This is a genomic window from Nocardia sp. FBN12 (assembly GCF_054031145.1).
The window spans coordinates 5,502,845-5,528,987 of record NZ_CM132926.1; the positions used below are offsets into that span (position 1 = coordinate 5,502,845).

At 67.1% G+C, this 26,143-nt stretch carries 28 protein-coding genes; 11 read left to right on the plus strand and 17 right to left on the minus strand.

All coding sequences use genetic code 11. The features are described from left to right. The first annotated feature begins 11 nt into the window (after positions 1-11). On the plus strand, positions 12-389 hold the full coding sequence (locus ACWZHB_RS25925) for a VOC family protein (protein ID WP_427904397.1): 378 nt from the start codon (positions 12-14) through the stop codon (positions 387-389). On the opposite strand, the gene ACWZHB_RS25930 is transcribed toward ACWZHB_RS25925, so the two are convergent. Both ACWZHB_RS25930 and ACWZHB_RS25935 read right to left on the minus strand, forming a co-directional pair. Next, entirely contained in the window at positions 390-713 is a 324-nt protein-coding gene (locus ACWZHB_RS25930) for a DoxX family protein (protein ID WP_427909300.1), read from the minus strand. 168 nt (positions 714-881) lie between these two features. Then, a complete protein-coding gene (locus tag ACWZHB_RS25935; RefSeq protein WP_427904398.1) occupies positions 882-1,709 on the minus strand; it encodes an NAD(P)H-binding protein in 828 nt (275 codons plus the stop codon). A gap of 85 nt (positions 1,710-1,794) precedes the next feature. Between ACWZHB_RS25935 and ACWZHB_RS25940 the strand changes: the two genes are divergently transcribed. Then, positions 1,795-2,193: a winged helix-turn-helix transcriptional regulator gene (locus tag ACWZHB_RS25940; RefSeq protein WP_427904399.1), complete on the plus strand. Its 399-nt coding sequence runs from the start codon at positions 1,795-1,797 to the stop codon at positions 2,191-2,193. Position 2,194: 1 nt separating this feature from the next. Here the strand turns inward: ACWZHB_RS25940 and ACWZHB_RS25945 are convergent, their stop codons facing one another. The 3 genes from ACWZHB_RS25945 to lpdA form a co-directional block, all read right to left on the minus strand. Then, positions 2,195-2,890 (minus strand): polysaccharide deacetylase family protein, encoded by a 696-nt coding sequence (locus ACWZHB_RS25945; protein ID WP_427904400.1) that lies wholly within the window; start codon positions 2,888-2,890, stop codon positions 2,195-2,197. 52 nt (positions 2,891-2,942) lie between these two features. Further along, a complete protein-coding gene (locus ACWZHB_RS25950; protein ID WP_427904401.1) occupies positions 2,943-3,356 on the minus strand; it encodes a L,D-transpeptidase in 414 nt (137 codons plus the stop codon). Between the two features lie 311 nt (positions 3,357-3,667). Further along, complete coding sequence (gene lpdA, locus ACWZHB_RS25955; RefSeq protein WP_427904402.1) at positions 3,668-5,071, minus strand: dihydrolipoyl dehydrogenase; 1,404 nt, start codon at positions 5,069-5,071, stop codon at positions 3,668-3,670. Positions 5,072-5,182: 111 nt separating this feature from the next. On the opposite strand from lpdA, the gene ACWZHB_RS25960 reads away from it, so the two are divergent. Continuing rightward, on the plus strand, positions 5,183-6,217 hold the full coding sequence (locus ACWZHB_RS25960) for an AraC family transcriptional regulator (protein WP_427904403.1): 1,035 nt from the start codon (positions 5,183-5,185) through the stop codon (positions 6,215-6,217). Between the two features lie 145 nt (positions 6,218-6,362). Next, positions 6,363-7,391 (plus strand): NADP-dependent oxidoreductase, encoded by a 1,029-nt coding sequence (locus ACWZHB_RS25965; RefSeq protein WP_427904404.1) that lies wholly within the window; start codon positions 6,363-6,365, stop codon positions 7,389-7,391. Positions 7,392-7,425: 34 nt separating this feature from the next. On the opposite strand, the gene ACWZHB_RS25970 is transcribed toward ACWZHB_RS25965, so the two are convergent. Then, a complete protein-coding gene (locus ACWZHB_RS25970) occupies positions 7,426-8,400 on the minus strand; it encodes a dipeptidase (RefSeq protein WP_427904405.1) in 975 nt (324 codons plus the stop codon). Positions 8,401-8,537: 137 nt separating this feature from the next. Between ACWZHB_RS25970 and ACWZHB_RS25975 the strand changes: the two genes are divergently transcribed. Further along, on the plus strand, positions 8,538-9,068 hold the full coding sequence (locus ACWZHB_RS25975; protein WP_427904406.1) for an AMIN-like domain-containing (lipo)protein: 531 nt from the start codon (positions 8,538-8,540) through the stop codon (positions 9,066-9,068). Positions 9,069-9,133: 65 nt separating this feature from the next. Then, a complete protein-coding gene (locus ACWZHB_RS25980) occupies positions 9,134-11,194 on the plus strand; it encodes a prolyl oligopeptidase family serine peptidase (protein WP_427904407.1) in 2,061 nt (686 codons plus the stop codon). Between the two features lie 4 nt (positions 11,195-11,198). Here ACWZHB_RS25980 and ACWZHB_RS25985 read toward each other — a convergent pair whose 3' ends face one another. Together ACWZHB_RS25985 and ACWZHB_RS25990 are read right to left on the minus strand one after the other, a co-directional pair. Then, the gene (locus ACWZHB_RS25985) at positions 11,199-12,068 is read right to left on the minus strand and encodes an alpha/beta hydrolase family protein (protein ID WP_427904408.1); all 870 of its coding nucleotides are present in this window, start codon (positions 12,066-12,068) and stop codon (positions 11,199-11,201) included. After that, the gene (locus ACWZHB_RS25990; RefSeq protein ID WP_427904409.1) at positions 12,068-12,700 is read right to left on the minus strand and encodes a TetR/AcrR family transcriptional regulator; all 633 of its coding nucleotides are present in this window, start codon (positions 12,698-12,700) and stop codon (positions 12,068-12,070) included. Before ACWZHB_RS25990 ends, ACWZHB_RS25985 begins: the two co-directional genes overlap by 1 nt. 532 nt (positions 12,701-13,232) lie before the next feature. On the opposite strand from ACWZHB_RS25990, the gene ACWZHB_RS25995 reads away from it, so the two are divergent. Then, positions 13,233-13,685, plus strand: coding sequence for an SRPBCC family protein (locus tag ACWZHB_RS25995; RefSeq protein WP_427904410.1), 453 nt, complete (start codon positions 13,233-13,235; stop codon positions 13,683-13,685). Between the two features lie 49 nt (positions 13,686-13,734). On the opposite strand, the gene ACWZHB_RS26000 is transcribed toward ACWZHB_RS25995, so the two are convergent. Then, positions 13,735-14,184: a MarR family winged helix-turn-helix transcriptional regulator gene (locus tag ACWZHB_RS26000; protein WP_427904411.1), complete on the minus strand. Its 450-nt coding sequence runs from the start codon at positions 14,182-14,184 to the stop codon at positions 13,735-13,737. A gap of 31 nt (positions 14,185-14,215) precedes the next feature. Here ACWZHB_RS26000 and ACWZHB_RS26005 point away from each other — a divergent pair, with 31 nt between their 5' ends. Then, positions 14,216-15,247, plus strand: coding sequence for an SMP-30/gluconolactonase/LRE family protein (locus tag ACWZHB_RS26005; RefSeq protein WP_427904412.1), 1,032 nt, complete (start codon positions 14,216-14,218; stop codon positions 15,245-15,247). Here ACWZHB_RS26005 and ACWZHB_RS26010 read toward each other — a convergent pair. Continuing rightward, positions 15,234-16,010: an alpha/beta fold hydrolase gene (locus ACWZHB_RS26010; protein ID WP_427904413.1), complete on the minus strand. Its 777-nt coding sequence runs from the start codon at positions 16,008-16,010 to the stop codon at positions 15,234-15,236. The genes ACWZHB_RS26005 and ACWZHB_RS26010 overlap by 14 nt on opposite strands. A 120-nt stretch (positions 16,011-16,130) precedes the next feature. Between ACWZHB_RS26010 and ACWZHB_RS26015 the strand changes: the two genes are divergently transcribed. Together ACWZHB_RS26015 and ACWZHB_RS26020 are read left to right on the plus strand one after the other, a co-directional pair. Next, a complete protein-coding gene (locus ACWZHB_RS26015) occupies positions 16,131-16,817 on the plus strand; it encodes a ZIP family metal transporter (protein ID WP_427904414.1) in 687 nt (228 codons plus the stop codon). A gap of 106 nt (positions 16,818-16,923) precedes the next feature. After that, a complete protein-coding gene (locus ACWZHB_RS26020) occupies positions 16,924-17,724 on the plus strand; it encodes a DUF6585 family protein (protein ID WP_427904415.1) in 801 nt (266 codons plus the stop codon). A gap of 18 nt (positions 17,725-17,742) precedes the next feature. Here the strand turns inward: ACWZHB_RS26020 and ACWZHB_RS26025 are convergent, their stop codons facing one another. From ACWZHB_RS26025 to ACWZHB_RS26035, 3 genes are all read right to left on the minus strand, one after another. Continuing rightward, a complete protein-coding gene (locus ACWZHB_RS26025) occupies positions 17,743-18,081 on the minus strand; it encodes a hypothetical protein (RefSeq protein ID WP_427904416.1) in 339 nt (112 codons plus the stop codon). An 80-nt stretch (positions 18,082-18,161) separates the two neighbouring features. Then, complete coding sequence (groL, locus tag ACWZHB_RS26030; protein WP_266294031.1) at positions 18,162-19,787, minus strand: chaperonin GroEL; 1,626 nt, start codon at positions 19,785-19,787, stop codon at positions 18,162-18,164. Between the two features lie 250 nt (positions 19,788-20,037). Continuing rightward, a complete protein-coding gene (locus ACWZHB_RS26035; RefSeq protein WP_427904417.1) occupies positions 20,038-20,772 on the minus strand; it encodes a Clp protease N-terminal domain-containing protein in 735 nt (244 codons plus the stop codon). A 72-nt stretch (positions 20,773-20,844) separates the two neighbouring features. Here ACWZHB_RS26035 and ACWZHB_RS26040 point away from each other — a divergent pair, with 72 nt between their 5' ends. Next, positions 20,845-22,086 carry a hypothetical protein gene (locus tag ACWZHB_RS26040; protein ID WP_427904418.1) on the plus strand — a complete coding sequence of 414 codons (1,242 nt, stop codon included), beginning with the start codon at positions 20,845-20,847 and terminating at the stop codon, positions 22,084-22,086. A gap of 94 nt (positions 22,087-22,180) precedes the next feature. Here the strand turns inward: ACWZHB_RS26040 and ACWZHB_RS26045 are convergent, their stop codons facing one another. From ACWZHB_RS26045 to ACWZHB_RS26060, 4 genes are all read right to left on the minus strand, one after another. Further along, entirely contained in the window at positions 22,181-23,263 is a 1,083-nt protein-coding gene (locus ACWZHB_RS26045; protein ID WP_427904419.1) for an NAD(P)/FAD-dependent oxidoreductase, read from the minus strand. Between the two features lie 140 nt (positions 23,264-23,403). After that, positions 23,404-24,279 carry an RNA polymerase sigma-70 factor gene (locus ACWZHB_RS26050; protein ID WP_427904420.1) on the minus strand — a complete coding sequence of 292 codons (876 nt, stop codon included), beginning with the start codon at positions 24,277-24,279 and terminating at the stop codon, positions 23,404-23,406. 129 nt (positions 24,280-24,408) lie between these two features. Continuing rightward, entirely contained in the window at positions 24,409-25,278 is an 870-nt protein-coding gene (locus tag ACWZHB_RS26055) for a CDP-alcohol phosphatidyltransferase family protein (RefSeq protein WP_378916512.1), read from the minus strand. After that, the gene (locus tag ACWZHB_RS26060) at positions 25,275-25,988 is read right to left on the minus strand and encodes a phosphatidylserine decarboxylase (RefSeq protein WP_427904421.1); all 714 of its coding nucleotides are present in this window, start codon (positions 25,986-25,988) and stop codon (positions 25,275-25,277) included. The genes ACWZHB_RS26055 and ACWZHB_RS26060 overlap by 4 nt, the downstream gene beginning before the upstream one ends. Between the last annotated feature and the right edge of the window lie 155 nt (positions 25,989-26,143).

Below are 26,143 nucleotides of genomic sequence, written 5' to 3' on the forward strand. Positions count from 1 at the left end.
GAGGAGGACCCTTGCAGATCACCGCTTCCGCCGTCTCGCTCAATGTCACCGACCCGCGGGCCTCGGCTCAGTTCCTGATCGAGCACCTCGGCTTCGCCGAGAAGATGGCCGCCGACGGCTTCGTCGCGCTGACCCGGGCCGACGCGGGCATGGACGTCATCTACCTGCGCACCGGCCTCGGTTCGTTCAAGCCCGCCCGGATCGCGGGCAGCGCAGGCGACGGGCTGCTGATCGTCTTCGTCGTCGACGACATCGACGGCGAATACGACCGGCTGCGCACCGCGGGCGTCCCGATCGAAACGCCGATCGAAACCGAGGAATGGGGCGAGCGCTACTTCCAGATGACCGACCCCAACGGGGTCGTCATCCAGCTCGTCCAGTGGGTGTGATCAGCGGCGCGCGACCCGCAACGCGGCCACGATCATCGGGATCTGGAGCGGCAACCGCGCCAGCACGCCTGCCTTGAAAGCCTTGGGCGCCTTAGGATTACCGACCACGTCCACCGTCATCTGGACATTGGCCGGGAAGACGCCGATGAACAGCGCCACCGCCAGCCACCCACCGAGCCGCCGGGTCCGCGGCACGGCCAGCGCGGTCGCCACCCCGAGCTCGGCGACCCCGGACGCGTAGGTGTAGGTCCGCGGGTCGCCGGGCAGCTGCGGCGGCACGATCTTGTCGAACGGCTTCGGCGCTACGAAGTGCAGGGTGCCCATCACGAACAGCAGTCCACTCAGCCAAGAGTGCGCCTTTCCGCCTCTCCTGGTATTCAAGCCAGACCGCGGCGCGGGGCTAAGTGACGTTGGCGGGTGGAGGTCGCTCATCTGGTCAGGTTAGCCCGCGCCCGGTGAGTTGCCCATGTACTGCCGCCACCAGGGCGACGACTACTGCGCGAATACCGTGGCGGCGGAGGTCGCGGGGCGGCCGAGAAGCTTGGTGAGGTCGCCGGTGACCACCTCGAGCCAGCCCTCACCGATGCGGGCGTCGGCGTCGGCCAGGGACGCGGCAACCTGATCGTCGAGTCCTGCCGCACGCAGGGCCGCCGCGTAGCCGTCGGGGGCCAGGTTTTCGTAGCGCACCGACTCACCGACCGCCGCGGCGAGATCCGCGCCGGTCAGCGCCTCGTCACCGCCCAATTCGTAGACGCGACCCTCGTGTCCGTCGCTGGTCAGCACGCGTGCGGCGGCCTCGGCGTAATCGGCTCGGGCCGCACCAGAGACCCGGCCATCGCCCATCGCGCCGTGGAGGACACCGGCCTGCGCCGCGTGCGCGACGGAACCGCCGTAGTTCTCCCAGTACCAGCTGTTGCGCAGCAGTACCGTCGGCACCGAGGCAGTCGCCAGCACCTCTTCGGTGCCGCGATGCTCGGCGGCCAGCGCCATCGGATTGCGGTCGGCGCGCGGGATGCTGGTGTAGGCCAGCAGTTCGACACCGGCACGCTCGGCGGCGCGAATCACGTTGGTGTGCTGGTCAATTCGCTTGCCGAATTCATTGCCCGAGATCAGCAACACGCGGTCGACACCGGCCAGGGCGGCGTCGAGGGCGGCCGGATCGTCGTAGGACGCCTGTCGCACGTCGGCACCGCGCGCGGCCAGGTCGGCCACCTTCCGCGGATCGCGGACGATCGCGACCGGCCGCTCCCCCGCGTCGAGCAGTGCCGCCACGACCAACCTGCCGAGCTGTCCACTTGCCGCTGTCACTGCCACGGTCATCGCTGCCTCCAATTTTTGATGCACTAACTATTAGTAAGCACTATGCCTTCAGTGGGTGCTTGCGTCAAGTGGGTACGATGGGGGCATGCTCGAGACGCCGGACGACGACCCCACGCTGGAAGCCGACGTCTTCGCGCGCAATTGCGCTTCCCGCCCCGTCCTGCAGAACATCGCCGGCCGCTGGGGCGTGCTCGCCCTGGTCGCGCTACTCGACGGCCCGGTCCGCTTCAGCGCGCTGCGCCGCCGGGTCGACGGCGTGAGCGAGCGCATGCTGTCGCAAACCCTGCAGGCTCTCGAGCGCGACGGCATGGTGCATCGCGAGGTGCTGGAAGCGATCCCACCCCGCGTCGAATACACCCTCACAACACTGGGTGCCGAGGTCGCGGAGCAGCTGAGAGCGCTGGTCGTGGTCCTGGAATCCAATATGGACACCGTCCGCGCCGCGCAGGAGAACTATCACCGCGCCGGGGGCGTGCCGGATTGACTCAGCGCGCGAGAAGCTCTGAGACAGTGACGAATCGGTAGCCCCGCGCACGCAATCCGCTGACGATCTCGGGCACCGCCGCAGCCGACTCGTCGCCGTGCATGACGTGCAGCAGGATGATCGAGCCCGGCCGGGTCTGGGCGAGGGTGTCGGCGACGATCGCCTCGCGGGACGCACCACCCGCGGAATCCGGCTCGACATCCCAGGTCACCGTGGTGCGATCGTGGTCGGCCAGATAGTGCGGCAGCGACCACAGCTTCTTGCCGTAGGGCGGGCGAAAGGTGATGGGCCCCTGATACCCGGCGCGACGGATCTCGGCGTCGGTCCGTTCGACCTCGTCGCGCACGGTATCGCCGGAGACCAGCACCATGCGCCGGTGTGAATAGGTGTGATTACCGATCTCGTGACCCGCACCCACGATCGCCGCACCGTATTCGGGATGCGCGGTGAGGTTGTCGCCGACCAGGTAGAAGGTCGCGGGGACCTGCGATTGCGCCAGCATCCGCAATACTTGCGGCGTCCGCGCGGTCGGGCCGTCGTCGAAGGTCAACGCGACGACCTTCTCGTCGGTCTCGACCCGATCCACCAGCCGCCCCGCCACCTGATACGTCCGTGAATTCATCACCACGTACAGACCGGCCGCTACCGCCATCACCACGACGATGCCGACGACCGCACCGATCAACCACTTGCGCATGAGCAGACGGTAACTCACCGGGCCGGCTCGACCCGGTGAGTTGTCGGCGTACTTAGACGATCACCTGGGTGATGTCGCCCGGCTTCAGGTAGTCGAAGAAGCGGTGGGCGCCGTCTTCGGTCATGCGCACACAACCGTGTGATTTCGAATCGATCGGACCCACGTGAAATGCCATGTCACCGTTGAAGAAGGTGGCCCAGCGCATCGGCGCATCGTGCATCGTGCTCCAGTGGAATTCCCGCTTGAAGGAAATCCTGGTCACCGCGGGCGGCGTTTCGTATCCGCCCATGCCGTGCGAGATCGGCGTCGGTCCGAAGATCACCCGGCCGTTGTCGACCAGCCACGCCTCGTTCGTCGACAGCCGCAGGCACGCCCTGGCTTCGACAACGGGGCATGGAGATGCGGTGGGAACGATGGAGGTGACACCGGGAATGTCCGGTCCACCGGGGAAAAGGGGTTCAGCCACAGCCGGCGTCACCGTACCGAGTCCGGCTACAGCCACCGCGGCCATAGCCGCAATCCGAGCTGCCCAACCGAAAATGCTCATCGCGTTTCAGACCCTCTCAACCGTGCCCGCCACCGCGAGTCAACCCGGGTGAGGGGACCATCTCATGGAACATAAACATGTCGAACACGAGCGTGGAACAACAAACCTGGAGGTGTTGTCGATCATCGTGGTACAGACCCCGATTCACCAAATCAACGCCCGGAAAAATACCGAATAGAAACCAAAAGGCCGGGCCCGCGAACGCGTACCCGGCCTTTTCAGCTGATTTCTCAGAAGTTGATCATGTGCCCCGCGAGGCCGTGGATCGCTTCCTGCACCGCTTCGCTCAGCGTCGGGTGCGTGTGCACATTGCGGGCCACCTCGTTGACGGTGAGGTCCCACTTCTGGGCGAGGGTGAGCTCCGGGAGCAGCTCGGAGACGTCGGGGCCGATCAGGTGCCCGCCGAGGAGTTCGCCGTGCGCGCCGTCGGCGATCAGCTTCACGAAGCCGGTCGGGTCGCCGAGGCCGTGTGCCTTGCCGTTGGCCTGGAACGGGAAGGTCGCGACCTTCACGTCGTAGCCCTCGTCGCGGGCCTGCTGCTCGGTGAGACCGAAGCTGGCGACCTGCGGCTGGCAGAAGGTGGCGCGCGGCATCATCCGGTAGTCACCGAGGGTCATCGTCTCGGCGCCGCCGATGGTCTCGGCCGCGACCACGCCCTGCGCCTCCGCCACGTGGGCGAGCTGCAGCTTGGCGGTGACGTCACCGATCGCGTAGATGTGCGCCACGTTGGTGCGCATGTAGTCGTCGATCTCGATCGCGCCACGGTCGGTGAGCGCGACGCCGGTGGTCTCCAGGCCGTAGCCTTCCACCCGCGGCGCGAAGCCGACGGCCTGCAGCACCTTGTCGACGGTGACGGTCTCGATCGAGCCGGACTTGTTGTCCTTGATCTGGACGGTGACCTTGGAGCCGTCGTCGTCGATCGACTGCACGGCCGCACCGGTGGTGATGGTGACGCCGAGCTTCTTGTACTGCTTGGTGATCTCCTTGGAGACGTCGGCGTCCTCGTTGGGCAGCGCGCGGTCGAGGAACTCCACGATCCGCACGTCGACGCCGTAGTTCTTGAGGACGTAGGCGAACTCCATGCCGATCGCGCCCGCGCCGACGATCAGGATCGAGCCGGGTAGGTCGCGGGTGAGGATCTGCTCCTCGTAAGTGACCACGTTCTCGGAGAGCTGGGTGCCCGGCAGCAGCTTGGTGGTGGTGCCGGTGGCGATGATGACATTGTCGAACGTGACCGTCTCGCTGCCACCCTTGGTGAGGGCGACATCGATCGAGTTCGGGCCGGTGAAGGTACCGAGGCCGTCGAACTCGTCGATCTTGTTCTTCTTCATCAGGAAGTGCACGCCCTTGACCCGACCGTCGGCCACCTTGCGGCTGCGATCGAAGGCGGCACCGAAGTCGAAGCTGACCTCACCGGAGATGCCGAAGGTCTTGGCTTCCTTCTGGAAGATATGGGCCAGCTCGGCGTTGCGCAGCAGTGCCTTGGACGGGATGCAGCCCACGTTCAGGCACACGCCACCCCAGTATTTCTGCTCGACAATCGCTGTTCGCAGGCCGAGTTGAGCGGCACGGATCGCGGCGACATATCCGCCGGGACCAGCGCCGAGAACGACGACATCGTAGTGGGAAGTCACGTCACCGAGCCTAACTCTGTTTCGGAGAGTTCACCCACCCGTCCCCCACATAGGTGAGATGAGCCCGCGACGGGCCGCCTCGGCACCGGGCCTCGCAGTAAGGTCGGGGAGGTGAGCGGTGCTGGGTCGGCGGACGGAATCGGCAGTCGGCTCGACGGCACGGTGTCGACGCACCTGGTGCGGCTACTGGTCCAGGCCGCCAGGCACGCTGGGGCCGCCGAGGAGCAGTTGACGCGGATCCCCGGCACCGACGAGGTGGTGTTGCGCGGCGAGCTGAACCGGATTCCGATGAGTTCACTGCTGCGGCTGTGGGAGTTGATCGCGCACGCGCGGCCGGTCGGGGCGGGGGCCGCGGTGGCCGCCGCCGCGCCGCTCGGCACGCTGAACACCTGGGACTACCTGGTGACAGGCGGTGCGACACTGCGGGATTCACTGCATGCCGCCCTGCCGTATCACCGCCTGGTCACCGCGGCCACCGAAGGTTTCGAGCTGTCCGGCGAGGGCGATCTCACCATCGGCTATCGCACCTCGGCAGGCGATCCCGCGGTGGCGTCGGTGGTCAACGAGTACGTGATGGCCTACTACCTGCGCCGGGCCCGCGAGGCGACCGGCCGTCCCCTCGTTCCGACCCGGGTGAGTTTCGGTCACCACGCACCGGCGGACCGCGCCGATCTGTCCGCCGTATTCGGTACGGACAGCATCGAATTCGAGGCGGATGCCGACTCGATCACCTTCCACGCCGACGACGCCGACGCCCCGCTCCCCCGCGCCGACCCGATGCTCGCCGACCTGATGCGCAGCCACGCCGGCCTGGTCCTCTCGTCCTCGCGCACCATCACCGACCCCCTCGATGCCTTTCGCATCGCCCTCGCCGCCGCCCTCGACGCCGCCGACCCGACCCTCCCGCGAGTCGCGAGAGCACTGGCGATGAGCCAGCGCACCCTCCAGCGCCATCTCGCCGAACACGGCACCACCTGGCGCGACGAACTCGACCTACTCCGCTACGAACGCGCGAGAACCCTGCTGGACCAAGGACTTACCAGAAGCGTGATCGCCCAGCGCCTCGCCTTCACTGACGACCGCGCCCTCCGCAAGGCCTTCCACCGATGGACCGGCGAAACATCAGCCGCTCACCCAGCTCGCTGACCCACCCCGCTGGCGGCAGCCCCGCAACACGTGGCGCGAACGGACCGGGTGGTGGCGCGCGCGGACCTCGATAGGGCCGATCGCGCGCCATAACGTAGTCATCACCGGCGAGAAACACCGGCTGACCTCGAAAGAAGGCTCGATCATGTCGAACACGGCCACCCGCGCACTGCCCACCTTCACCCGCGAGATCCACCTCGCCGCCCGCCCGAACGGCGCACCGGTCGCCGGCGATTTCGCCCTGGTGCAGCGGGAGCTGCCGGAGCTCACCGAGGGCCAGATCCTGGTCCGCAACACCTGGATGTCGGTCGACCCGTACATGCGTGGCCGGATGGACGACAAGGAGTCCTACATCGCGCCGTTCGAACTCGGTGCGGCCCTCGATGGTTCGGCGGTCGGCGAGGTGATCGCGTCCCGCTCGGCCGACATCGCGGTCGGGGCAACGGTTTCGCACTTCGCCGGCTGGCGCGAACACGCCATCGTCGCCGCGGCCACCGCCACGCCGATCGATCCGGAACTCGCTGCACCGCAGCACTTCCTGAGTGTGCTCGGCACCACGGGACTCACCGCCTACGCCGCGCTCACCGATGTCGCCGAGGTGGCGCCCGGTGACACCGTCTTCATCTCGGCGGCCGCGGGAGCGGTCGGCAGCGTGGCGGGCCAGATCGCGAAGGCGCTGGGCGCGAAGCGGGTCATCGGTTCGGCCGGCGGTCCCGTCAAGGCCCGGAAGTTGCTGGCTGAGTTCGGTTTCGACGCGTCGATCGATTACCGCGCCGGCGATCTCGGTGGACAGCTCGCGGCGGCGGCGCCCGAGGGGGTGGATGTCTACCTCGACAGTGTCGGCGGCGAACACCTGAAGGTCGCTATCGAGGCACTCAACCAGCACGGCCGCATCGCCCTGGTCGGCGCGATCAGCGGCTACAACGGCGCCTCCGCCCAGCAGACCCCCGACCTGTATCTCGCCGCGACGAAGGAGGCCAGCCTGCGCGGCATGCTGGTGACCAGCTACTTCCCGATCTTCGGCGAGTACATCGCCAAGGCCGCGGGCTGGCTCGCCGACGGCACCCTGCACACCACCGAAACCGTCTACGAGGGCCTCGACCAGGCCCCCGCCGCCTTCCTCGGCGTCCTCACCGGCGCCAACACCGGCAAGATGCTCGTCCACCTCGCCTGAAACGTGGTGGCCTGGTGATCAGCCGGGCAGCGCGTCAGGCGCGCCAGACCTGGCTTGCTACCCGGGCGAAGTTGCCGCCGAAGACGGCCTCGCGCTCGGCGGCGGTGAATCCTCGGTCGGCGAGGAGGTCGTCCAGGCCGGGTACCTCGGATTCGCCGAGGAGGTCCTCGGGTGGGGTCCGCTGGAGTGGGCCCCACTTCGTGTAGGAATCGGAGAACGCGCCGGGGTTGTCGCGGATCTCGTCGTTGAATTCCTGACCGTCGAACGAGTAGTCCGACCCGATTCCGATGTGGTCGATACCCACCAGGTCGACGCCGTATCGGATCTGGTCGGCCATCGCCGCGACCCGCTCGGCTCGCGCGGCGGGCGCGTTGCGGCCGAGGAAGATGCCGACGCCGTTGATGCCGATCACCCCGCCGGTGGCGGCACAGGCCAGCGCTTGCTCATCGGTGATATTGCGCGGGTGTTCGCACAGCGCGGCGAAATTGGAGTGGCTGTAGATCATCGGGACCGAGGTGTGGGTGGCGATGTCGAGGCCGGTGCGGCGGGAGCAGTGCGAGCCGTCGGCGAACATGCCGACCGCATTGAGCTTGCGCACCAGGTCTTTTCCGTAGCCGGTCAGCCCGGTGTCATCGGTGTCGAGGCAACCGCAGCCGGCCGGGTTCGCATGGTTGTAGGTGGGCAGCAGCGAACGCACACCGAGGTCGTAGAACAGTTCCACAGTGTCGAGATCGCCGTCGAGTGGCCTGGAATCCTCGAGATCGAAGGCCAGCGAGATCACCTCGGGTGCGCCGATATCGCCCACCCGGTCGACCAGCCGGAACCGCGGATCGGCCCCCGCCTCGTCCCGGAACCGGTGCAGCAGGGCCAGCGAATCGTCCTTGGTCTGCGCCGAGTACCCGACGTTCACCGACAGATACGACCCAAGCGGGTACCGAGCCAGTTCGGCGACGCGCGCCGTGTGCCGCAACGGCAGACAACAGTGCTGCTCCCACAGGAACACATCCACCTCCGGTTGATTCGTGACCTGCGATCCTACGTTTCGCGGCGCATTCGACACCGGACCGACGCTAACGCGAAGTCTGATTCATTCGATATATCGGTACTTCTCCGCTAGCCCAAGGCCCTGATCAAAGGCGGTGCGACATGCGTCGCTTCCTCGTCCTCCTCGCCACCCTCGCCGCTTGTGTCGGCCTCTCGACGCTGCCCGCGGCCGCCACTCCGTCTTACTGCGGGCTCGTCTGGGGTTCGCAGGACAAGTCGAATCCGAAGTACTCCCCGGCCACCCTCACCGCCGTGCGGGCGGGCAGGCACGAGTGCTTCGATCGCATGGTCGTCGACCTGGCGGGCCCGTCGGCGGGCTACCTGGTGCGCTATGTCGACACCGTCACCGAGGACGGCTCCGGCGCCCCCGTCCCCCTGCGCGGTGGCGCGTTCCTCCAGGTGACAGTCAACGCGCCCGCTTACGACGACGCGGGCAACATGACCTACCGCCCCGCCGACCGCACCGAACTCGCGAACGTCAACGGCTATCAAACGTTGCGCCAGCTCGCCTGGGCGGTCTCGTTCGAAGGCCAGTCCACGATCGGTCTCGGCGTGCGCGCCCGCCTGCCGTTCCGCGTGAGCACCCTCGACAACCCGACCCGCGTGGTCGTCGACGTCGCTCACTACTGGTGACCCGGCGGTAGTCCACAGCGCGCCCGACAGGCGAAGACAATTCTCACATCGGCAACAATGTGGGGATGAGCGGCGTTGAAGAGAACGTGACCGATCCCTATCTCTGGCTCGAGGACGTAACCGACGAGGGCGCGCTGGACTGGGCGCGCGCCCGCAACGAGGTGGTCGGGCAGCGGTTCGCGGCGACCGACCGATTCGCCGATCTGGAGCGTCGCATGCTCGCGATGCTCGACGACGACACCAAGATCGCCTACCCCGGCAGGCGCGGGCCGTGGCTGTACAACTTCTGGCGCGACGCGCAGCATCAGCGCGGGTTGTGGCGGCGGACCACGTTCGAGTCCTACGCCACCGGTGACCCCGAGTGGGATGTGCTGATCGATGTGGACGCGCTGGCCGAGGCCGACAGCGAGAACTGGGTGTGGGCGGGCGCCGCGGTGCTGCGGCCCTCGCAGGAACGCGCCATCATCCACCTGTCGCGCGGCGGTGCCGACGCCACTGTCGAGCGCGAATTCGACATGACCACAAGGACATTCGTCGAACCGGTGGACGGCGGATTCTTCGTGCCGGAGGCGAAGTCGCGGATCAGCTGGATCGACGCCGACACCGTCTATGTCGGCACCGATTTCGGACCGGGCTCGCTCACCGATTCCGGGTACCCGCGCATCGCCAAGCGCTGGCGGCGCGGCACCGAATTGTCCGCTGCCGAAACGGTGTACGAAGGCAAGGCCAGCGATGTCTCGATCGGCGTCGGGTACGACCGCCACCCCGGGTACGAGCGGCACTACCTGACCCGTTCGACCGACTTCTTCAACAGTGAGGTGTCGCTGCTCGACAACGGTGAGTGGCGCCTGATCGAAACGCCGACCGACGCGGACGTCGACTGGTATCGCGACTGGCTGCTGGTGCGCTTGAAGACCGAGTGGACACCGAGCGATACCACCTTCCCGCCCGGCAGCCTGCTCGTCACCGATCTGAACGACTTCCTCGCTGGTGCGAGGGAATTCGAGGCGCTGTTCACCCCCGACGCGCACACTTCACTCGATGGCTGGGGATGGACCGAGAATCACCTGATCCTGTCCACGCTGCAGGACGTGCAGACCGGCTTCCGGGTGCTCACCCCCGGCCCGGACGGCTGGACTACCAGCGAACTCACCGACGTCCCCGCCATGTCGTCCACCTCGGTGACCAATCTCGACCCGCTCGAGGGCGGCGACGAATTCATGCTCACCACAACCGGTTTCACCACCCCCACCACACTGCTGAGCAGCGCGATCGGCGAACCGGCGGTGACGTTGCGGCAGGCGCCGAGCTACTTCGACGCCACCGGCATCGAGACAGAGCAGTTCTTCGCCACGTCTGATGACGGAACCGCGGTGCCCTACTTCGTGATTCGGCATCGAGAACGTCGCGGCACGCCCGGCCCGACGATCATGAACGGCTACGGCGGCTTCGAAATCTCCAAGACCCCCGGCTATCTGGGCGGCACCGGCATGGCGTGGCTCGAGCGCGGCGGCACCTATGTGGTGACCAACATCCGCGGCGGCGGCGAGTACGGCCCCGAATGGCACACCGCCGCACTGAAAGAGCACCGGCACCGCGCCTACGAGGATTTCGCCGCCATCGCGCGCGACCTCGTGACCCGCGGCATCACCACCCCAGACCGGCTCGGCGCGATCGGCGGCAGCAACGGCGGCCTGCTGATGGGCGTGATGCTCACCCGCTACCCGGAGCTGTTCGGCGCCATCGTCTGCCAGGTGCCGCTGCTGGATATGAAGCGCTACCACCTGCTGCTGGCCGGTGCGTCGTGGGTCGCCGAGTACGGCGACCCGGACAAGCCTGAGGAATGGGCCTACATCAGCGAGTACTCGCCGTATCAGAACACCGATACCGGCAAGCAGTACCCGCCGATCCTGCTCGCCACCTCCACCCGCGACGACCGGGTTCATCCCGGCCATGCGCGAAAGATGGCCGCGCTGCTGGAGTCTCAGGATCGCACCGTCTGGTACTACGAGAACATCGAGGGTGGTCACGGCGGTGCCGCCGACAACAAACAGTCGGCGTACCTGTCCGCGCTGGTCTACGAGTTCTTCATCCAGATGCTGATCGAGGGCCGCCGCTCGGCCTGAGCCGTCAGCGGTCGCGCAACCACAGCCGCACCGCGTCGACCGTGGAGTCCGGATTGGTGATCCAGCCGTTGTGCCCCAGGGCCTCCGGCTGGAACCACCGGTCGATCTGGGCACCGGGCAGTTTGCTCAGCAGATGGTCGGCAGAGGTCTGCGGTGCCAGGTCGTCACCGGCGATCGTGATCGACAACACCGGGAACTTCAGCCGCGACATCCGCTCGTCGTAGTCGATATCGGCTCCGACGGGCACGAAGCGCCCGGTGCGGGCAAGCCTGGCCCAATCCGACATGAGCACCTTGGACTGTCTGCCGTACGCGCGCTTGCCGAGTAGGTCCCCCGGCCAGAATCCGGCCAGGCTCGACGCCACCGCCACCGCCGCGGTGCCGACCAGCATGCCGGGCCCGAGCACGCCGCGATACCCACGGAAATACGGTGTGCCGGAAGCGACCAGGATCAGGCCGCCGAGCCTGCCACGCACCCTGGCCGCGTACATCGCCGCCAGCTGGCCGCCCATGCTGTGACCGAGCAGGTACGGGGTGCTGGCGGGGAATCGGGTGCGCACCGCGGCCAGCATCGCGGGGAAGTCCACCGAGACCAATTCGTGGTAGCCGTAGGTACTTTCGCCATCGGGTCGGTGGGTGCTCTCGCCCTGACCGCGAAGTTCGCCGATGGCGACGTCGAATCCGCAGGCGGCCAGCCGGTGGGCGAAGTACTCGTAGAACTCACCGGGCACCGCGAGGCCGGGCACGATGACCACGACCGCGCGCGGTGCGTCGGGGGTGACCGGATGCCGGTGGGCGCCGGTGGCCGGGATGAGGCGCACCGGCAGGGTGCTGCCGTCGGGTACTTGGATCTCGACGATCTCGACCCGCGCCATCAAGCCCCGACCGCGCCAAGGATCACCCGGCTCAGCACCTTGATCACCTCGTCGAGGGGCGGGCGCGGATCGCTGCCGCTCCAGCCGTCGACGACATAGTTCACCGCGCCGATGACCGCGAGCACCCGCAATTCGTAGTCGCCGGCGGGGATTTCGCCGTGCATTGCCGCGTCCTCGGCGGCGCTGGCCAGCAGCGATCCCCAGACACGTCGCAATTCGAGGCGGAACTTCTCGACCTTGGGTCCGGCGCCGACCACTTCGACCAGTGCCACCCGCGCCTTACGCGGATCGTTGCCGATCGACTCGACGTAAGCCCGCACGGCCGCGTCGATCTGCTCGAGCACGGTCGCCTCGGACTTGTCCTCGAGCGCGGTGGCCACCGCTTCGCGCGAATGTCGGTCGATCTGCTCGTACAGCTCCAGCAGCAAGGATTCACGGCCGGTGAACTCCTCGTAGAACTGCCGTGACGATAGTCCGGCGTCCTTGCAGATGGCCCCGACCGAGCTGTTGGCGTACCCGTCGCGCGCGAAGACCGTCAGGCCTGACTCCAGAAAACGCGCACGCCGCTGGCGTTGCCGGTCCTCTACGGGTTGCCCGGCATACATTCGTCCCGTATTCGCATCCTGTGACATTGTCGCTGACAATACCGAAGGGCCTGATCCCCTCGTCATGGATCAGGCCCTTCGGGTGCCCATTCGGCCAACCGCGCGTTAGCCGAAAGTTGGCTATTGTCGGCTCAGTTGCCCGAGCCCTGTACCGAACCGGTGCTGAGCGAGCTGGTGAGCAGGCCGAGCAGCAGCGTCAGAAGATTGCTGTCCGCACTGCCACTGCTGTTTTCGGTGATGTTGTAAAGCATGTGTCACTCCAAGTCGATGTTTTGTGACTTCGTTGTCACCGGCCATTTGCCGTCTCGGACGATACCGACCGCCAATGTGAAGCGTGGGTGTTTTAAAGGAATTTTCTAGAATTTTTTGGCATTGAGCACAAGACCCGAGAAGTTCGGTCTCGACGGGGCCAACCCACCCGGCACGACCGATATGTGAAACGCGAGTGTACCGATGTGTGGCACCCGATTCGGGGAAATCCGACCACGGGTGGACGTCGGGCGATGTCATGGTCCCTATGCTGTGCGTGACCGTCTGTCACGCGTACCCGGAGGCACCGTTGCCGAACACTCTCGAAGCCAGTATCGACATCGCCGCATCGCCGGAAAAGGTCTGGACGGTGCTGTCCGACCTGCGCCGCATGCCCGAGTTCAGCCCGACGACGGTGAAGATGGTCGCGGTCGGTGGCGTCCGCGACGGCGCGTTCACCGTCAACGTCAACAAGGTCGGCTGGAAAATCTACCCGACCACCTCGCGGATCGTGCGCTTCGAGCCGAACAAGGCGTTCGCTTTCCGGATGAACGAGAACCGCACGGTCTGGACCTACGAGCTCGAGCCGACTGCTACCGGCACCCGCGTCGTCGAGACCCGCACCGTCGACGCCAAGGGCCTGCCCGGCTGGCTGCAGAAGACGATCAAGGTCGCCATGGGTGGCGAACAGCAGTTCGAGGCCGACCTGATCTCGGGAATGCAGCAGACACTGAACAAGGTGAAGGTCGCCGCCGAGCGCTGACCCCGATCGCCGCCTGAGCCCGCCGGAACTTCCCGGCGGGCTCTTTTCGTCACGGCAGGTTGTCGCGGATCTCGTCGAGGGCCCGCGCGCTGCGCGTGAGTAGCTCCTGCATCGATGCCAGTTCGGCCTCGGTGAATCGATCGGCCACGGCGCGCTCCACCGCGATCGCGCGGGTGTCGGCATCGGCCATCACCGAGCGTCCCGCCTCGGTCAGGCGGGTTTCCAGCACGTTCTTGTGCCACTCGTGCGGGGTTCGGTCCACCAAGCCGCGCTCCTGCAGGTTGGTCAGGACAGTGTTCATCGTCGGCGGGGTGACGCCGGCCAGGCGAGCCAGAGCCGCGGCCGAGATGCCGGGATTCTCCGCGAGGTGCATCAGCGCGCTGTACTGCGCGACGGTCAGTCCGGCCGGTTTCAGCGCGGCCGTCTTTGTCGCGATCAGGGCTTGCTCGGCGCGCTTGATATACGTGCCGAGTCTCTCGGCGGCGGACATGGACGTCATGGGTTGCATGGTATCCGCCCATCACTTCGTAATGCCCTTGACGATCATAACGACTCTAATTTACATTACTGCCTATTGCTTGATGTTTGGCATTACATCACTGAGAGGCTTCATCATGCTGCGAACCATCGCTGTCGCCACCGCCTGCCTTGCCATGACCGCATGCGGGACCTCGCCCGCCGTACCCACGCTGAGCACCGCTTACGAGCTGCCTGGCAACGCCGTGTACCCCGAGGGCATCGCCTTGGACGCGCGTAACGGTGACACCTACGTCGGGTCGTTCGCGGACGGAACGGTGTATCGGGCGGGTGCCGACGCCTCGCGCGCCGAGGTCTTCCTGCCCGCGGGCGCAGACGGCAGGAAGACGGCGAACGGCGTGAAGGTCGATCGCAGCGGTCGGCTGTGGGTAATCGATTCCGGTGTGGGCGTGAGTGTTTACGACACCGGGTCACGCGCATTGCTCGCGAAGTTCGATGTGCCCGGTGACGCGCCACGATTCGTCAACGATCTCGATTTCGGGCCGGATGGGTCCGCCTACCTGACCGACAGCATGCGCAATGTCGTCTACCGGGCGATCATCGGTGCCGACAGTGACGAATTGACCGTCGCCTACGACCTGACCGCCACGCTCGGGTCGCGCGACCCGAAGGTGTTCGAGCTCAACGGAATCGTCGCCGACCCGGCCGGAGAATATCTGCTCGTCGTCGCCATGTCAGCGGCCGAGCTGTACCGCATCGACCTGACCGGCGGCCCGGAATCGATCCGCAAGGTAGCGCTGACCGGCGGCGATGCACGCCATGGCGACGGGTTGGATCTGCGCGGGGACACCCTGTGGATAGTTCACAACCTGGACAACACCATCAGCCGCTGGACCCTCGCCGACAATGGCGCCACCGCCACCCGTACCGGCGAATTCCACGATCCGGCGCTGAATGTTCCTACCACGATGGTGCATTCGGGCGAGAAGGCGCTGATCGTGTCCTCGCAGTTCGACAAGGGCGGGCCGCTGGGGGCGCAGGGCACACCGGGGACGTTCGTGGTTTCGGCCGTCAGTGGGATCTGATGAATTCGCCCAGGACGGAGACGAATTCGTCCGGTTGCTCGACCTGGGGCGAATGGCCCGCGTGTTCGACGAGGTGGGTGACGGCACCCGCCGCGGCGTAGCGGGCGAGGGTTTCGGTGCTGTCGTAGAGATTGTCGTAGCGGCCGTGGATGGCGAGAACCGGCTGTTCCAGGGCTTGTACGCGGGAATCGAGAGGTCCCGCGGCGAAGTCGTCGACCCGGGCGCCCACCGCGTAGGCGAGTCCGGCGGGCAGGGCTGCGCGGAAGTCGCGGACCAGCGCGTCGGCCAAGCCCGGCGCCGAGTCGTAGCGGAACCGCCGGGCGAAGGACGGGCGGCTCCCCAGCCGAATCACGGTTCCGGGTGTCCACCGTTGCGCCAATCGGACCGACCACGGGCGGACAACCCATTTCGCGATGGCCGGGATCCTGGCAGCCTGGTAGTCCGGCGCTTGGCCGACGACCACGACGCGGGCAACACGATTCGAGGTAGCCGCGAGTTCCAGGGCGATCTCGGCGCCGAAGGAATGCCCGACCACCGTCACGTCGGTGAGGTCGAGGTCGTTCAGGAGCGCGATGAGCGGGGCCGTACGCGCCACCGCGCTGAAGTCGTCGTCGACGCCGAGTTTCTGCATATCGATCCGGATCACGCGAAAGTCGGCGACCATCCGCTCGGCGACAGCCGCGAACCAGTCGACCGACCCCGGAATGCCGTGGAGGAACACGACCGCCGGTGCGGTGGGCTCGCCTTCGTCCAGAAACAACACGTCAACCACCCTAGTCGGCGCCGCCACGAGCCTTCGGCAGTCGTTCTCGGGTGGCGCCCGATCGGACACGGGCGAGCAGCGTTCACCGTCCTCAGCAGGACAGCCGAATAGGCTCCGTTCATGTCAACCGCCCTGCTCTACGGACTCGGCACCGCGGTGCCGCTGCTGATCGGCGTGGCGGTGGGGCTGCGGTGGACGCTGCCGAAGGCCGTGCTCGCCGCGATGATGGCGTTCGGCGCGGGCACGATGATCGCGGCGATATCGGAGGAGCTGTTCGCACCCGCCTTCCATCGCGACGGCGCACTGATCGCGGGCAGCGCGCTGTTCGCAGGCGCTGGGGTTTACGTTGTCGCCAATCACCTCATCGAGAACAAGCTCGGGCCTGCCGCGATCGGCTGGGCGTTGCTGCTGGGGACCGTGCTCGACGGCGTGCCGGAGAACCTCGCGCTGGGCGTAACCCTCAGCGGTGGCGGCGGATTCGTGTTGCTCGTCGCGATCGCGGCGGGCAATGTGCCCGAAGCGCTCAGCGGGGCGGTACTCATGCGCGAGCAGCACGGGTTCGAGGCGGGCCGAACCTTCGCGCTGTGGGCGGTGACGGCCGCGGCGCTCGTCGCAGTGACGGTGCTGGGCAACGGTTTCGCCGATTCCGTGTCACCGACCGCGATCAGCGCGGTCCAAGCCTTCGCGGGCGGCGCGACGATCGCGGTGCTGGCCGACTCGCTCATCCCCGAGGCCTACCGCGAAGGCGGCTGGTGGGTCGGGATGGCCACTGCGGCGGGATTCTTCGTCGCTTTTGCCATCGGCTGAACCATTCGGCCCGGTCGCGGCCAGAATTTCCGTACCGTACCGGTGGCAATATTCCGCTGGTTCGCATACGCTTCGCCGCGGATGAAGACGCCTCATGGAGGGACGAGTGATCACTCCGAACAGGCCGGAGGACGTAGCCGAAGGTAGGCACGCGGTGCCATTGACCCAACTGATACACCTGATGGCGGAGTATCAGCACCTCGGCGCGCACCGTGACACCTTTCTGGCCACTCCCGCCGACGACACCTTCGTACGCGGCTGCGGCATCGTCGCGGGCTGTATCGCCACCATCGGCGTGATCGTCGCCGCGGTCGGCGGATGGCAGGGCGGTGTGGCACTGCTCGTGATCGCGGCCGCGCCCGTCCTGCTCGCACTGCGCCGCGGCGTGATCAACCGGCAGAACCGCGCCGCCCGCATCGATCTGTTCGACCACGGCGTCACCGTCTACCGCTCGGGTCAGCGGGTGGCCGGATTCCGTTGGGACAGTACCGAAGTGCGTCAGCACGAGATCCCCTTCCACGACACCACCCCCGTCGCCTACCTGCTGGAACTGTCCGGCCCCGGCGGCGTGGAAGCGACCGTCGACGAAGAGGGCTTCGCCCGCGCCCGCGAATGGGCTCGCGCCATCCAATCCGCCGTCACCGCAACCCAACTCCCCGCCGCGGTAGCCGCCATCGACAACGGCGAAACAGTCCCCTTCGGCGACCTAGCCCTCTCCCTCGAGGCCCTCACCTTCCGTGGCGAGGCCCTCCCCTGGGAAGACATCCAGCTCATCGACGCCCGCAGCGGCCACATCCGCATCAAACTCTCCGGCGTCTGGATGTCACTGGCCCCCGTCAGCACCATCCCCAACTTCTACATCTTCAACGAGCTGGCGGAGCGCCTGCGGTTGACCCCGGTCGGCTGACCTCGCGCGCAGGTCGATCTATTCGCTCGGGTAGTCCTTCTTGGCCAAGTCACGTATGGCAGAACAACCTATCCACAACATCACCGCACCGATGATGACCCGCACCGAGTCAAGGACATTGTTGATCATCTTCACGTCCGCGTAGTTGGCGCCGGACTTCGACATCGCGCACGAGTTATCGCCTGGGGCCATGTCATAGCTGGTGAAATCCAGGACGAGGGGGCTCCAGTCGTGACAGGTGACCGTGCCGTCGGCCAGATCGAGCAGACCCGACAGAATCACCCAGCCGCAAATTATCCCCATCAGTACACAGAACAACCAGTACTTGCGGACCGTGTGGACGATCGCCACGTTCACTCCCCTATTTCATGCCGAAGGCCGGTCCACCGTGTGGTGGACCGGCCTTCGTGACTTGCGTAGAACTGCTGATCAGGAGATCAGAAGTCCATGCCGCCCATGCCGCCGGTGGGGTCGCCCGCGGGGGCGGACTTCTCCGGCTTGTCGGCGACAACGGCCTCGGTGGTGAGGAAGAGCGCGGCGATGGAGGCCGCGTTCTGCAGGGCCGAGCGGGTGACCTTGACCGGGTCGGCAACGCCGGCGGCCAGCAGGTTCTCGTAGACACCGGTGTCGGCGTTCAGGCCTTCGCCCTCGGGGAGGTTGGAGACCTTCTCGGCCACGACGCCGGGCTCGAGGCCCGCGTTGAAGGCGATCTGCTTGAGCGGAGCCGACAGCGCGACGCGCACGATGTTGACACCGGTCGCCTCGTCAGCGGTCAGACCGCTGAAGCCGTCGAGCGCGGGGGCGGCCTGCAGCAGCGCGACGCCACCACCGGCAACGATGCCCTCTTCGACGGCGGCCTTGGCGTTGCGCACGGCATCTTCGATGCGGTGCTTGCGCTCCTTGAGCTCGACCTCGGTAGCGGCACCGGCCTTGATCACCGCGACGCCGCCGGCCAGCTTGGCCAGACGTTCCTGCAGCTTCTCACGGTCGTAGTCCGAGTCAGAGGACTCGATCTCGGCGCGGATCTGCGCCACGCGGCCCTTGATGGCCTCCGCGTCGCCGGCACCCTCGACGATGGTGGTCTCGTCCTTGGTGATGACGACCTTGCGCGCGGTGCCGAGCAGCTCGATACCGGCGGTCTCCAGGGAAAGGCCGACCTCTTCGCTGATGACCTCGCCACCGGTGAGGATGGCGATATCGGCCAGCTGGGCCTTGCGACGGTCACCGAAGCCGGGCGCCTTGACGGCGACAGACTTGAAGGTGCCACGGATCTTGTTCACGACCAGGGTCGACAGGGCTTCGCCCTCGACGTCCTCGGCGATGATCAGCAGCGGCTTGCCGGCCTGGATGACCTTCTCCAGCAGCGGCAGCAGGTCCTTGACCGTCGAGATCTTGGACGAGACGAGCAGGATGTACGGATCCTCGAGGACCGCTTCCTGACGCTCGGGGTCGGTCACGAAGTAACCGGAGATGTAGCCCTTGTCGAAGCGCATGCCCTCGGTGAGCTCCAGCTGGAGCCCGAAGGTGTTGCTCTCCTCGACGGTGATGACACCTTCCTTGCCGACCTTGTCCATCGCCTCGGCGATGAGCTGGCCGATGGCCGGGTCGCCCGCGGAGATACCAGCGGTAGCAGCGATCTGCTCCTTGGTGTCGATCTCCTTGGCGGTGTCGAGCAGCTTGGCGGTGACGGCCTCGACGGCCTTCTCGATGCCACGCTTCAGGCCGAGCGGGTTCGCGCCGGCCGCGACGTTGCGCAGACCTTCACGCACGAGCGCCTGGGCGAGCACGGTGGCGGTGGTCGTACCGTCGCCCGCGACGTCGTCCGTCTTCTTGGCGACTTCCTTGACCAGCTCGGCGCCGATCTTCTCGTACGGGTCCTCGAGGTCGATCTCCTTGGCGATGGAAACACCATCGTTGGTGATCGTGGGGGCGCCCCACTTCTTCTCGAGCACGACGTTGCGACCCTTCGGGCCCAGCGTCACCTTGACAGCGTCGGCGAGGGCGTTCAGACCCCGCTCGAGACCGCGACGGGCCTCTTCGTCGTACGCAATTGTCTTGGCCATTGCGTTGAGATCCTCCACATGTCTATGGCTGACACACGAGACGACCACAGGTTGGATCGCCCCAAAGTACGCTGGCCAGGAGGTGCCCGCGACGGACGACCGAGGGTGTCGATGGAACCCGATCTCACCGTCCCGACCTGGCACTCAACAGTCACGAGTGCCAAGCCATTTTTAGCACTCGGGTGGCGAGAGTGCAAGGTCGCGCCCGGCGCGCAGGACATACCGGGCGCGACCGCCGCTCATGCCGGCTCTACACCGAGTCGTCCTGCACCGACGCCAGGAACTGATTCAGCAGCTCGACGAGCTCGGCCTCGACGACGGCCTTGTCAAGGCCCAGACCGCTGAGTACGCCCGTGCCGTTCTCCTGTTCCAGCAGAGCCAGCAGGATGTGCTCGGTACCGATGTAGTTGTGGCCGAGCCGCAGCGCCTCGCGAAAGGTGAGCTCGAGTACCTTTTTCGTGTCACCGTCGAACGGAATGAGGGCGGGCACCTCACCGTCGGCGGCGGGCAGCGAGGCGGTCGCGGCATCGCGCACCGCGTCCAGCGCGACACCCCGCGCGACGATCTCCTTGGCCGCCAGACCTTCCGGCTGGCCGATCAGTCCGAGAATCAGATGCCCGAGCGCGATCTGACCACTCCCCGAGGCGCGGGCGGCTTCCTGCGAACCGACGACGACCTGCCTGGCCCGGTCGGTGAACTTGGCGAAACCGGCCTGGGGGTCCATGGCGGCCGTGTCGCTCGGACCCTTCGGCACGAATCGTTTCTGCACGGCCTGCTTGCTGACGCCCATGCTGGCGCCGATGTCGGTCCAGGAGGCGCCGGAGCGGCGGGCCTGGTCGACGAAGTGTCCGATCAGGTGGTCGGCGGTCTCGCCGAGGTGATTGGCGGCGACCACCGCGTCGGAGAGTTGGTCGAGGACATTGTCGGGGCGGGCCTTCTTGATGCCGTCGATGAGGTCGTCGAGGCGAAAGTTCGGAGTGCTCATGCGTCAACCATAGGTTGACGATGCAAGATCGTCAACGATTGGTTGACGGCAAATTCCTGGCAGAGTGGCGCCATGGGGAGTATTCGGCGCTGGGCGCCGCGCGTGGTGGGGATCGTCGTGACGCTGGCGTGCCTGGTCGGCGCCGGACGACTGCTGTGGCCGCAACCGGGACTCGACGAACAGCCAGGGTCGACAGAGCGGCAATTGGCCTTCGTGCGGGAAGCGCTCGACGAGGGATCGGATACGGCTGCGCAAGAACTGTTTCCGGAGGGCTACGTCTTTTCGAACGTGCTCTACGGTCTCGCCTGGGTGCAGGCCGCGCACACCGATTCCGGGCTGCGCGCCGCGGCGCTCCGCGAATCACGGTGGGCGCTGGCACGATTGGAGTCCGACGAGGGCAAGGCGATTTTCAGCCCTGCGCTGCGGCCCACGTTCGGGGTGTTCTTCGCGGGTTGGACCAACTGGCTGCGCGCAGCGATCTTGTCGCTCGACGACACCGATACCGCGGAGGTGCGGCGGTTCGCCACGCACAGTTCGGAGATCGCGCAGGCGTTCGCGGCCGCGGAAACGCCCTTTCTCCAGGCCTATCCGGGCCAGGCGTGGCCGGTCGATTCCACCGTCGCCATCGCGTCGCTTCGCCTGCACGACAAGCTGTTCGGAGCGGACTACACGGCGGTGATCGATCGCTGGCTGGAGCAGGCGAAATCCCGCCTCGACCCCGCCACCGGGCTACTTCCGCACCAGGTTGCACCGTCGGACGGATCGCTGATGACCGGCGCAAGAGCGACCTCGCAGACCGCCATCCACCGGTTCCTCCCCGAGATCGATCCGGCGTTCGCGACGAGTCAGTACTCGCGCTACCGCGACCAGTTCCTCGCCTATCCAGGCGGTTTCGGCCCTGCCCTGCGCGAGTACCCGAAGGGTGTCGACGGGAGTGGCGATGTCGACTCGGGTCCGCTGGTCGCCGGTATCAGCCTTTCGGCCACGGTTGTCGCCCAAGGCGCCGCCCGCGTGCACGGTGATCGCGATCTGGCGTCCGCAATCGGCGCGGAAGGCGAACTGCTCGGGCTGCCGGTCAGCCTGCCCGGCTCCAAGCGGTACGCCTTCGGACTCCTGCCGATCGGGGACGCGTTCGTGGTGTGGTCGTCGACGGCGCGACCGCTGACCGAGCCGACGACGGTGCTCGAGCAGGATCTGCGCTGGTGGTGGCGGCTGCCGTGGCTCGGCATGCTCATCCTGATCGCGATCGCACCCTGGGTGTGGACGTTGGTCGGCCTCGCTCGACCCCGGCGGCGTGAAACCGTCACCGGATGACGCCGACCCGGCGTAATCGTGCAAAACGCGGTCCGCCAGTCGGTATGCCGATTCCGCGAGACCCGATCGCACGATGACGCCGGGTCCGATCGGCCTATCGCAGCCCCACCGTGAAGGCAGTGCCGCGCACGATCAGTTCTTTCACGACCGCACCGACACGACCGGTCAGCACCGTGTTCGTCGGGGTGTCGTCGGCCTTGACAACCTGGAAGACCGCATCCCGACGGCCGAGGCTGATGCACTGTGCCACGTAGCGGCCGTTCATCGGCTCGGGTTCGCGACCGCGTGCCCTGGCCGCGATCGCGCCGACCACGTATTGCCCGGCGGGAATGGCTGTCGCGCAAGCCATCCGCAGCGCCCGGCCGTCCACGCCCACCATCAACGCGGCGTCGCCGATGGCATAGACATCGGGGTGCGACACCGAGCGCAAGGTGTCATCGGTGCGGATACGGCCGTCGGCGGCGACCTCGAGGCCCGCCCGACGAGCCAGATCGGGGACGGTGAAACCGGTGGCCCAGACGGTGGTCGCAGCGGGCACCAGCGTGCCGTCGGCGAGCCGGACAGCATCGGGCAGAACCTCGACAACCTTGACGCCGGAACGGATTTCGACGCCGAGCCGGGTGAGCGCGGCGCGGATCAACTGGTGCGCGCGCGGCGAGAGCCAGGCACCGGGATCTTCGGAGCCGAGCAGGCTGATCCGCGAATCCGGATGTGACTCAGCGAGTTCGGTGGCCAGCTCGATGCCGGTTGGGCCCGATCCGACGATGACGATCTGACCCGAAAGCTCCGTCGTATCCTCGGCGGTGGCGACGAACTTCGCGTGCTCGGCCGCACCGGGCACGGCGCGGCGGTCGGCCTGGCTACCGAGCGCGTAGACGAGGGTGTCGTAGTGCAGCGTCCACTCACCGTCGACGGCGACGAGCTTGCGGTCCGGATCCAGGTCGGTGACCCGCGCCTGGATGAACTCGATGCCCTTGCGCCCCAGCGACTTCTGCAGGTCGAGGCGCTTGACCGACTGGCCTGCGGCGGCCTGGTGCAGACGCACCCGCTGCACGAATTCGGCGCGGGCGTCCACGACGGTGATCTGGGTGTCGCGAGTCTTCTTCGCGAGGGCGCGGGCCGCGGTGAGTCCCGCGTACCCGGCGCCGAGGACAACGATCCGATGCTGACCGGTCATGGTGTGGCTCCTTCTCTCGAAATGCCTACACACACCAGACCGATCAGCCCCCGAGTTCCTGACAGGTTCTAGAAGTGATCTGGATCACACCACTCCGCACGGCCGAGCCAGGTGCCTGACCGGGCGAATCGGCGCGGCTCTCACGCCGTCACGGCGGTCAACTTGACCGGGTTCACGACCGTGCGAACTGCCGCGATCGCACCCGCCTCGTCGAAGTCGAAGACCAGCACGCCGGTCGTGACCTCGTCCTGGACGAGGATCAGACCCACGTCACCGTTGATCTCGGCGAACTCGAACCGCGAGGTGGGAGTGAGGAAGCGGCGCAGCTTGGACAGGTAGCGCGCGACCACGTCGCCGCCGACCACCGGGACCTTGGCCGCGACCACCCGGCCGCCACCGTCGGCCACCGACACCACGTCATCGGCGAGCAGTTCGCGCAGTCCGTCCACATCGCCGGTCGACGCCGCCTGCAGAAACTTCTCGATCATCGTGCGCGCGTGCTCGGCCGACACCACGAAGCGCTGTTTGCCGGTCCGCACCCGCTGCCCGGCCCGATGGAAGATCTGCTGGGTGTTGGCCACGGTGAGCTCGAGCATCTCCGCGATCTCGGCATGCGAGTAACCGAATGCCTCACGCAGCACGAACACCGCGCGCTCGATCGGGCTGAGCCGTTCCATCGCGGTGAGCACGGCCAGCGACACCGACTCACGTTCCTCGACGGTCCCCAGCGGACCGAGCGCACCACCCCCGGTCGGCACCGGCTCCGGCAGCCACTGCCCGACATAGGTCTCACGCCTTGCCCGTGCCGAAACAAGCTGTGTACGACACAGATTCACGGTGACGGTCGTCAACCACGCCTCGGAATTAGCGATCTCCCCACGATCGGCGAGCGCCCACCGCAGATAGACCTCCTGGACGGCGTCCTCGGCCTCACTCGCCGCCCCGAACATGCGGTATGCGAGCGAGAACAGCCGCGGCCGATGCTCCAGAAACTCGGCGACGCCGTCGGATTCCACCCTGTACCCCTTCGCGCAGCTTCAGTGCCATAGACGGTACCGCCGCGGCCCCGACCATTTGCCGTGATGTGGGCGCCGTCTCGCGAGGCAGCGGCCGGGTCGGCAAGAACCGGTCAGCTCGGCGAGGGCCTAGTCGTCGTTGCGCGGACGACGCAACCGCAGCCGCGCGGAACCACGGATCGCCGGTCGACGAATAGCGGGCATCCGCCGCTGCGCCCGCCGCTGCGCCCGCCGCTCAGCCGGCTTGTGCTGCCAGGTCTCCGGCCGCGCGGCCACCCAGCGCGCCGACCGCCAGGCGAACGGAATGTGCGCCAGGTACAACGCCACCAAGATCAGCAGCAGCACGATCGGATAGGTCACCAGCAGCGCGGCGGCCAGCGCGGTCAGCACCAGCAGACCCGCCGCGGCCTGCGGTGCCACCGACACCGACTTCATCGCCAGCGTCGGGATGGTGCTCACACACAGCAGCGCGGCGAAGACCGTCCACGCGGCGACGAAGGCGAAACCGTCCCACCAGCCGTCGCCGAACTGCACCTTCAACGCGATCGGCACCAGCGCGATCAACGCACCGGCGGGCGCTGGCACGCCGACGAAGTATTCGCGCGCCCAGTTCGGGCGGGAATCGTCATCGAGCAGGGTGTTGAAGCGCGCCAGGCGCAGGACCAGGCTCACCGCGAACAACAGCGCCACGATCCAGCCCGCGCTGTAGCCGTCGAGCAGGGTCACGTAGATGACCAGCGCGGGCGCGACACCGAAGGAGATCGCGTCCGACAGCGAATCGAGTTCGGCGCCCATCTTGGAGGTGGCGTCGAGCATGCGCGCGAGCCTGCCGTCGAGGGTGTCGAGCACGGCGGCCGCGCCGACCATCGCCAAGGAGATACCGAGCTCGCCGTCGAGTCCGAACTTCACCGCCGACAGGCCCGCACACAGCGCGAGGATCGTGACGACGCTCGGCAGCAGCCGTACCGAGCGGGGACGCTTACGAGCCTGTTCGATCATCCCAGCACAGCCAGGACGGTTTCGGCCCCGATCGTGCGCTGCCCGGGGGCAACCAGTAGTTCGGTGCCGACCGGGAAGTACGTATCGACACGGGATCCGAACCGGATCAGGCCGTAGGTGTCACCGATGGTGAGCAGGTCGCCGACGCGGGCATCGCAGACGATGCGCCGGGCCAGCAGCCCGGCGATCTGCACCACGACGACCTGCTTACCGTCGGCGGTGTCGATGACCATGCTGTTGCGCTCGTTGGCGTCGGAGGCCTCCGGCAGATCGGCCGAGAGGAATTTGCCGGGCTGATGCAGCACCTCGCGCACGGTTCCGGACACCGGAACGCGCTGCACGTGCACATCGAGCACCGACAGGAAGATGCTGACGCGCGGCAACGGCTGATCGCCGAGCCCGAGCTCGGCGGGCGGCACCGCGGTGTCGACCAATGCCACTTCACCGTCGGCGGGCGCGACCACGATGCCCGCCCGGTTCGGCGGCACGCGGTGCGGATGCCGGAAGAAGGCGGCGCAGGCGGCGGCCGAGGCCAAACCGGCCCGGCGCACCCATTTATTGCGTCCGCCGATGACCGCCACCGCCAACGGCACCGCGACGAACGGCAGTCCGGCGGGATGTAGCGGGGGTACAGCGGCCCGCACCAAGTCGACGACATGTCCGACGCCGGTGGTATCGGGCGTGCCGGGCGGGGTGGGGCGGCGTGCCACGGGCTCCCTCTTTCGTGTGATGACTACGAGCGATCACACCTTACGGGAATCCCGGGGCAAGCACCCGTGGCCGTTGGCCGCCCGCCCTCTTGTGACAATCGGCACTCGGATCGCGGCCGGGCGCGCTAATATGAGGATGCCTCATGTCTCAGCGT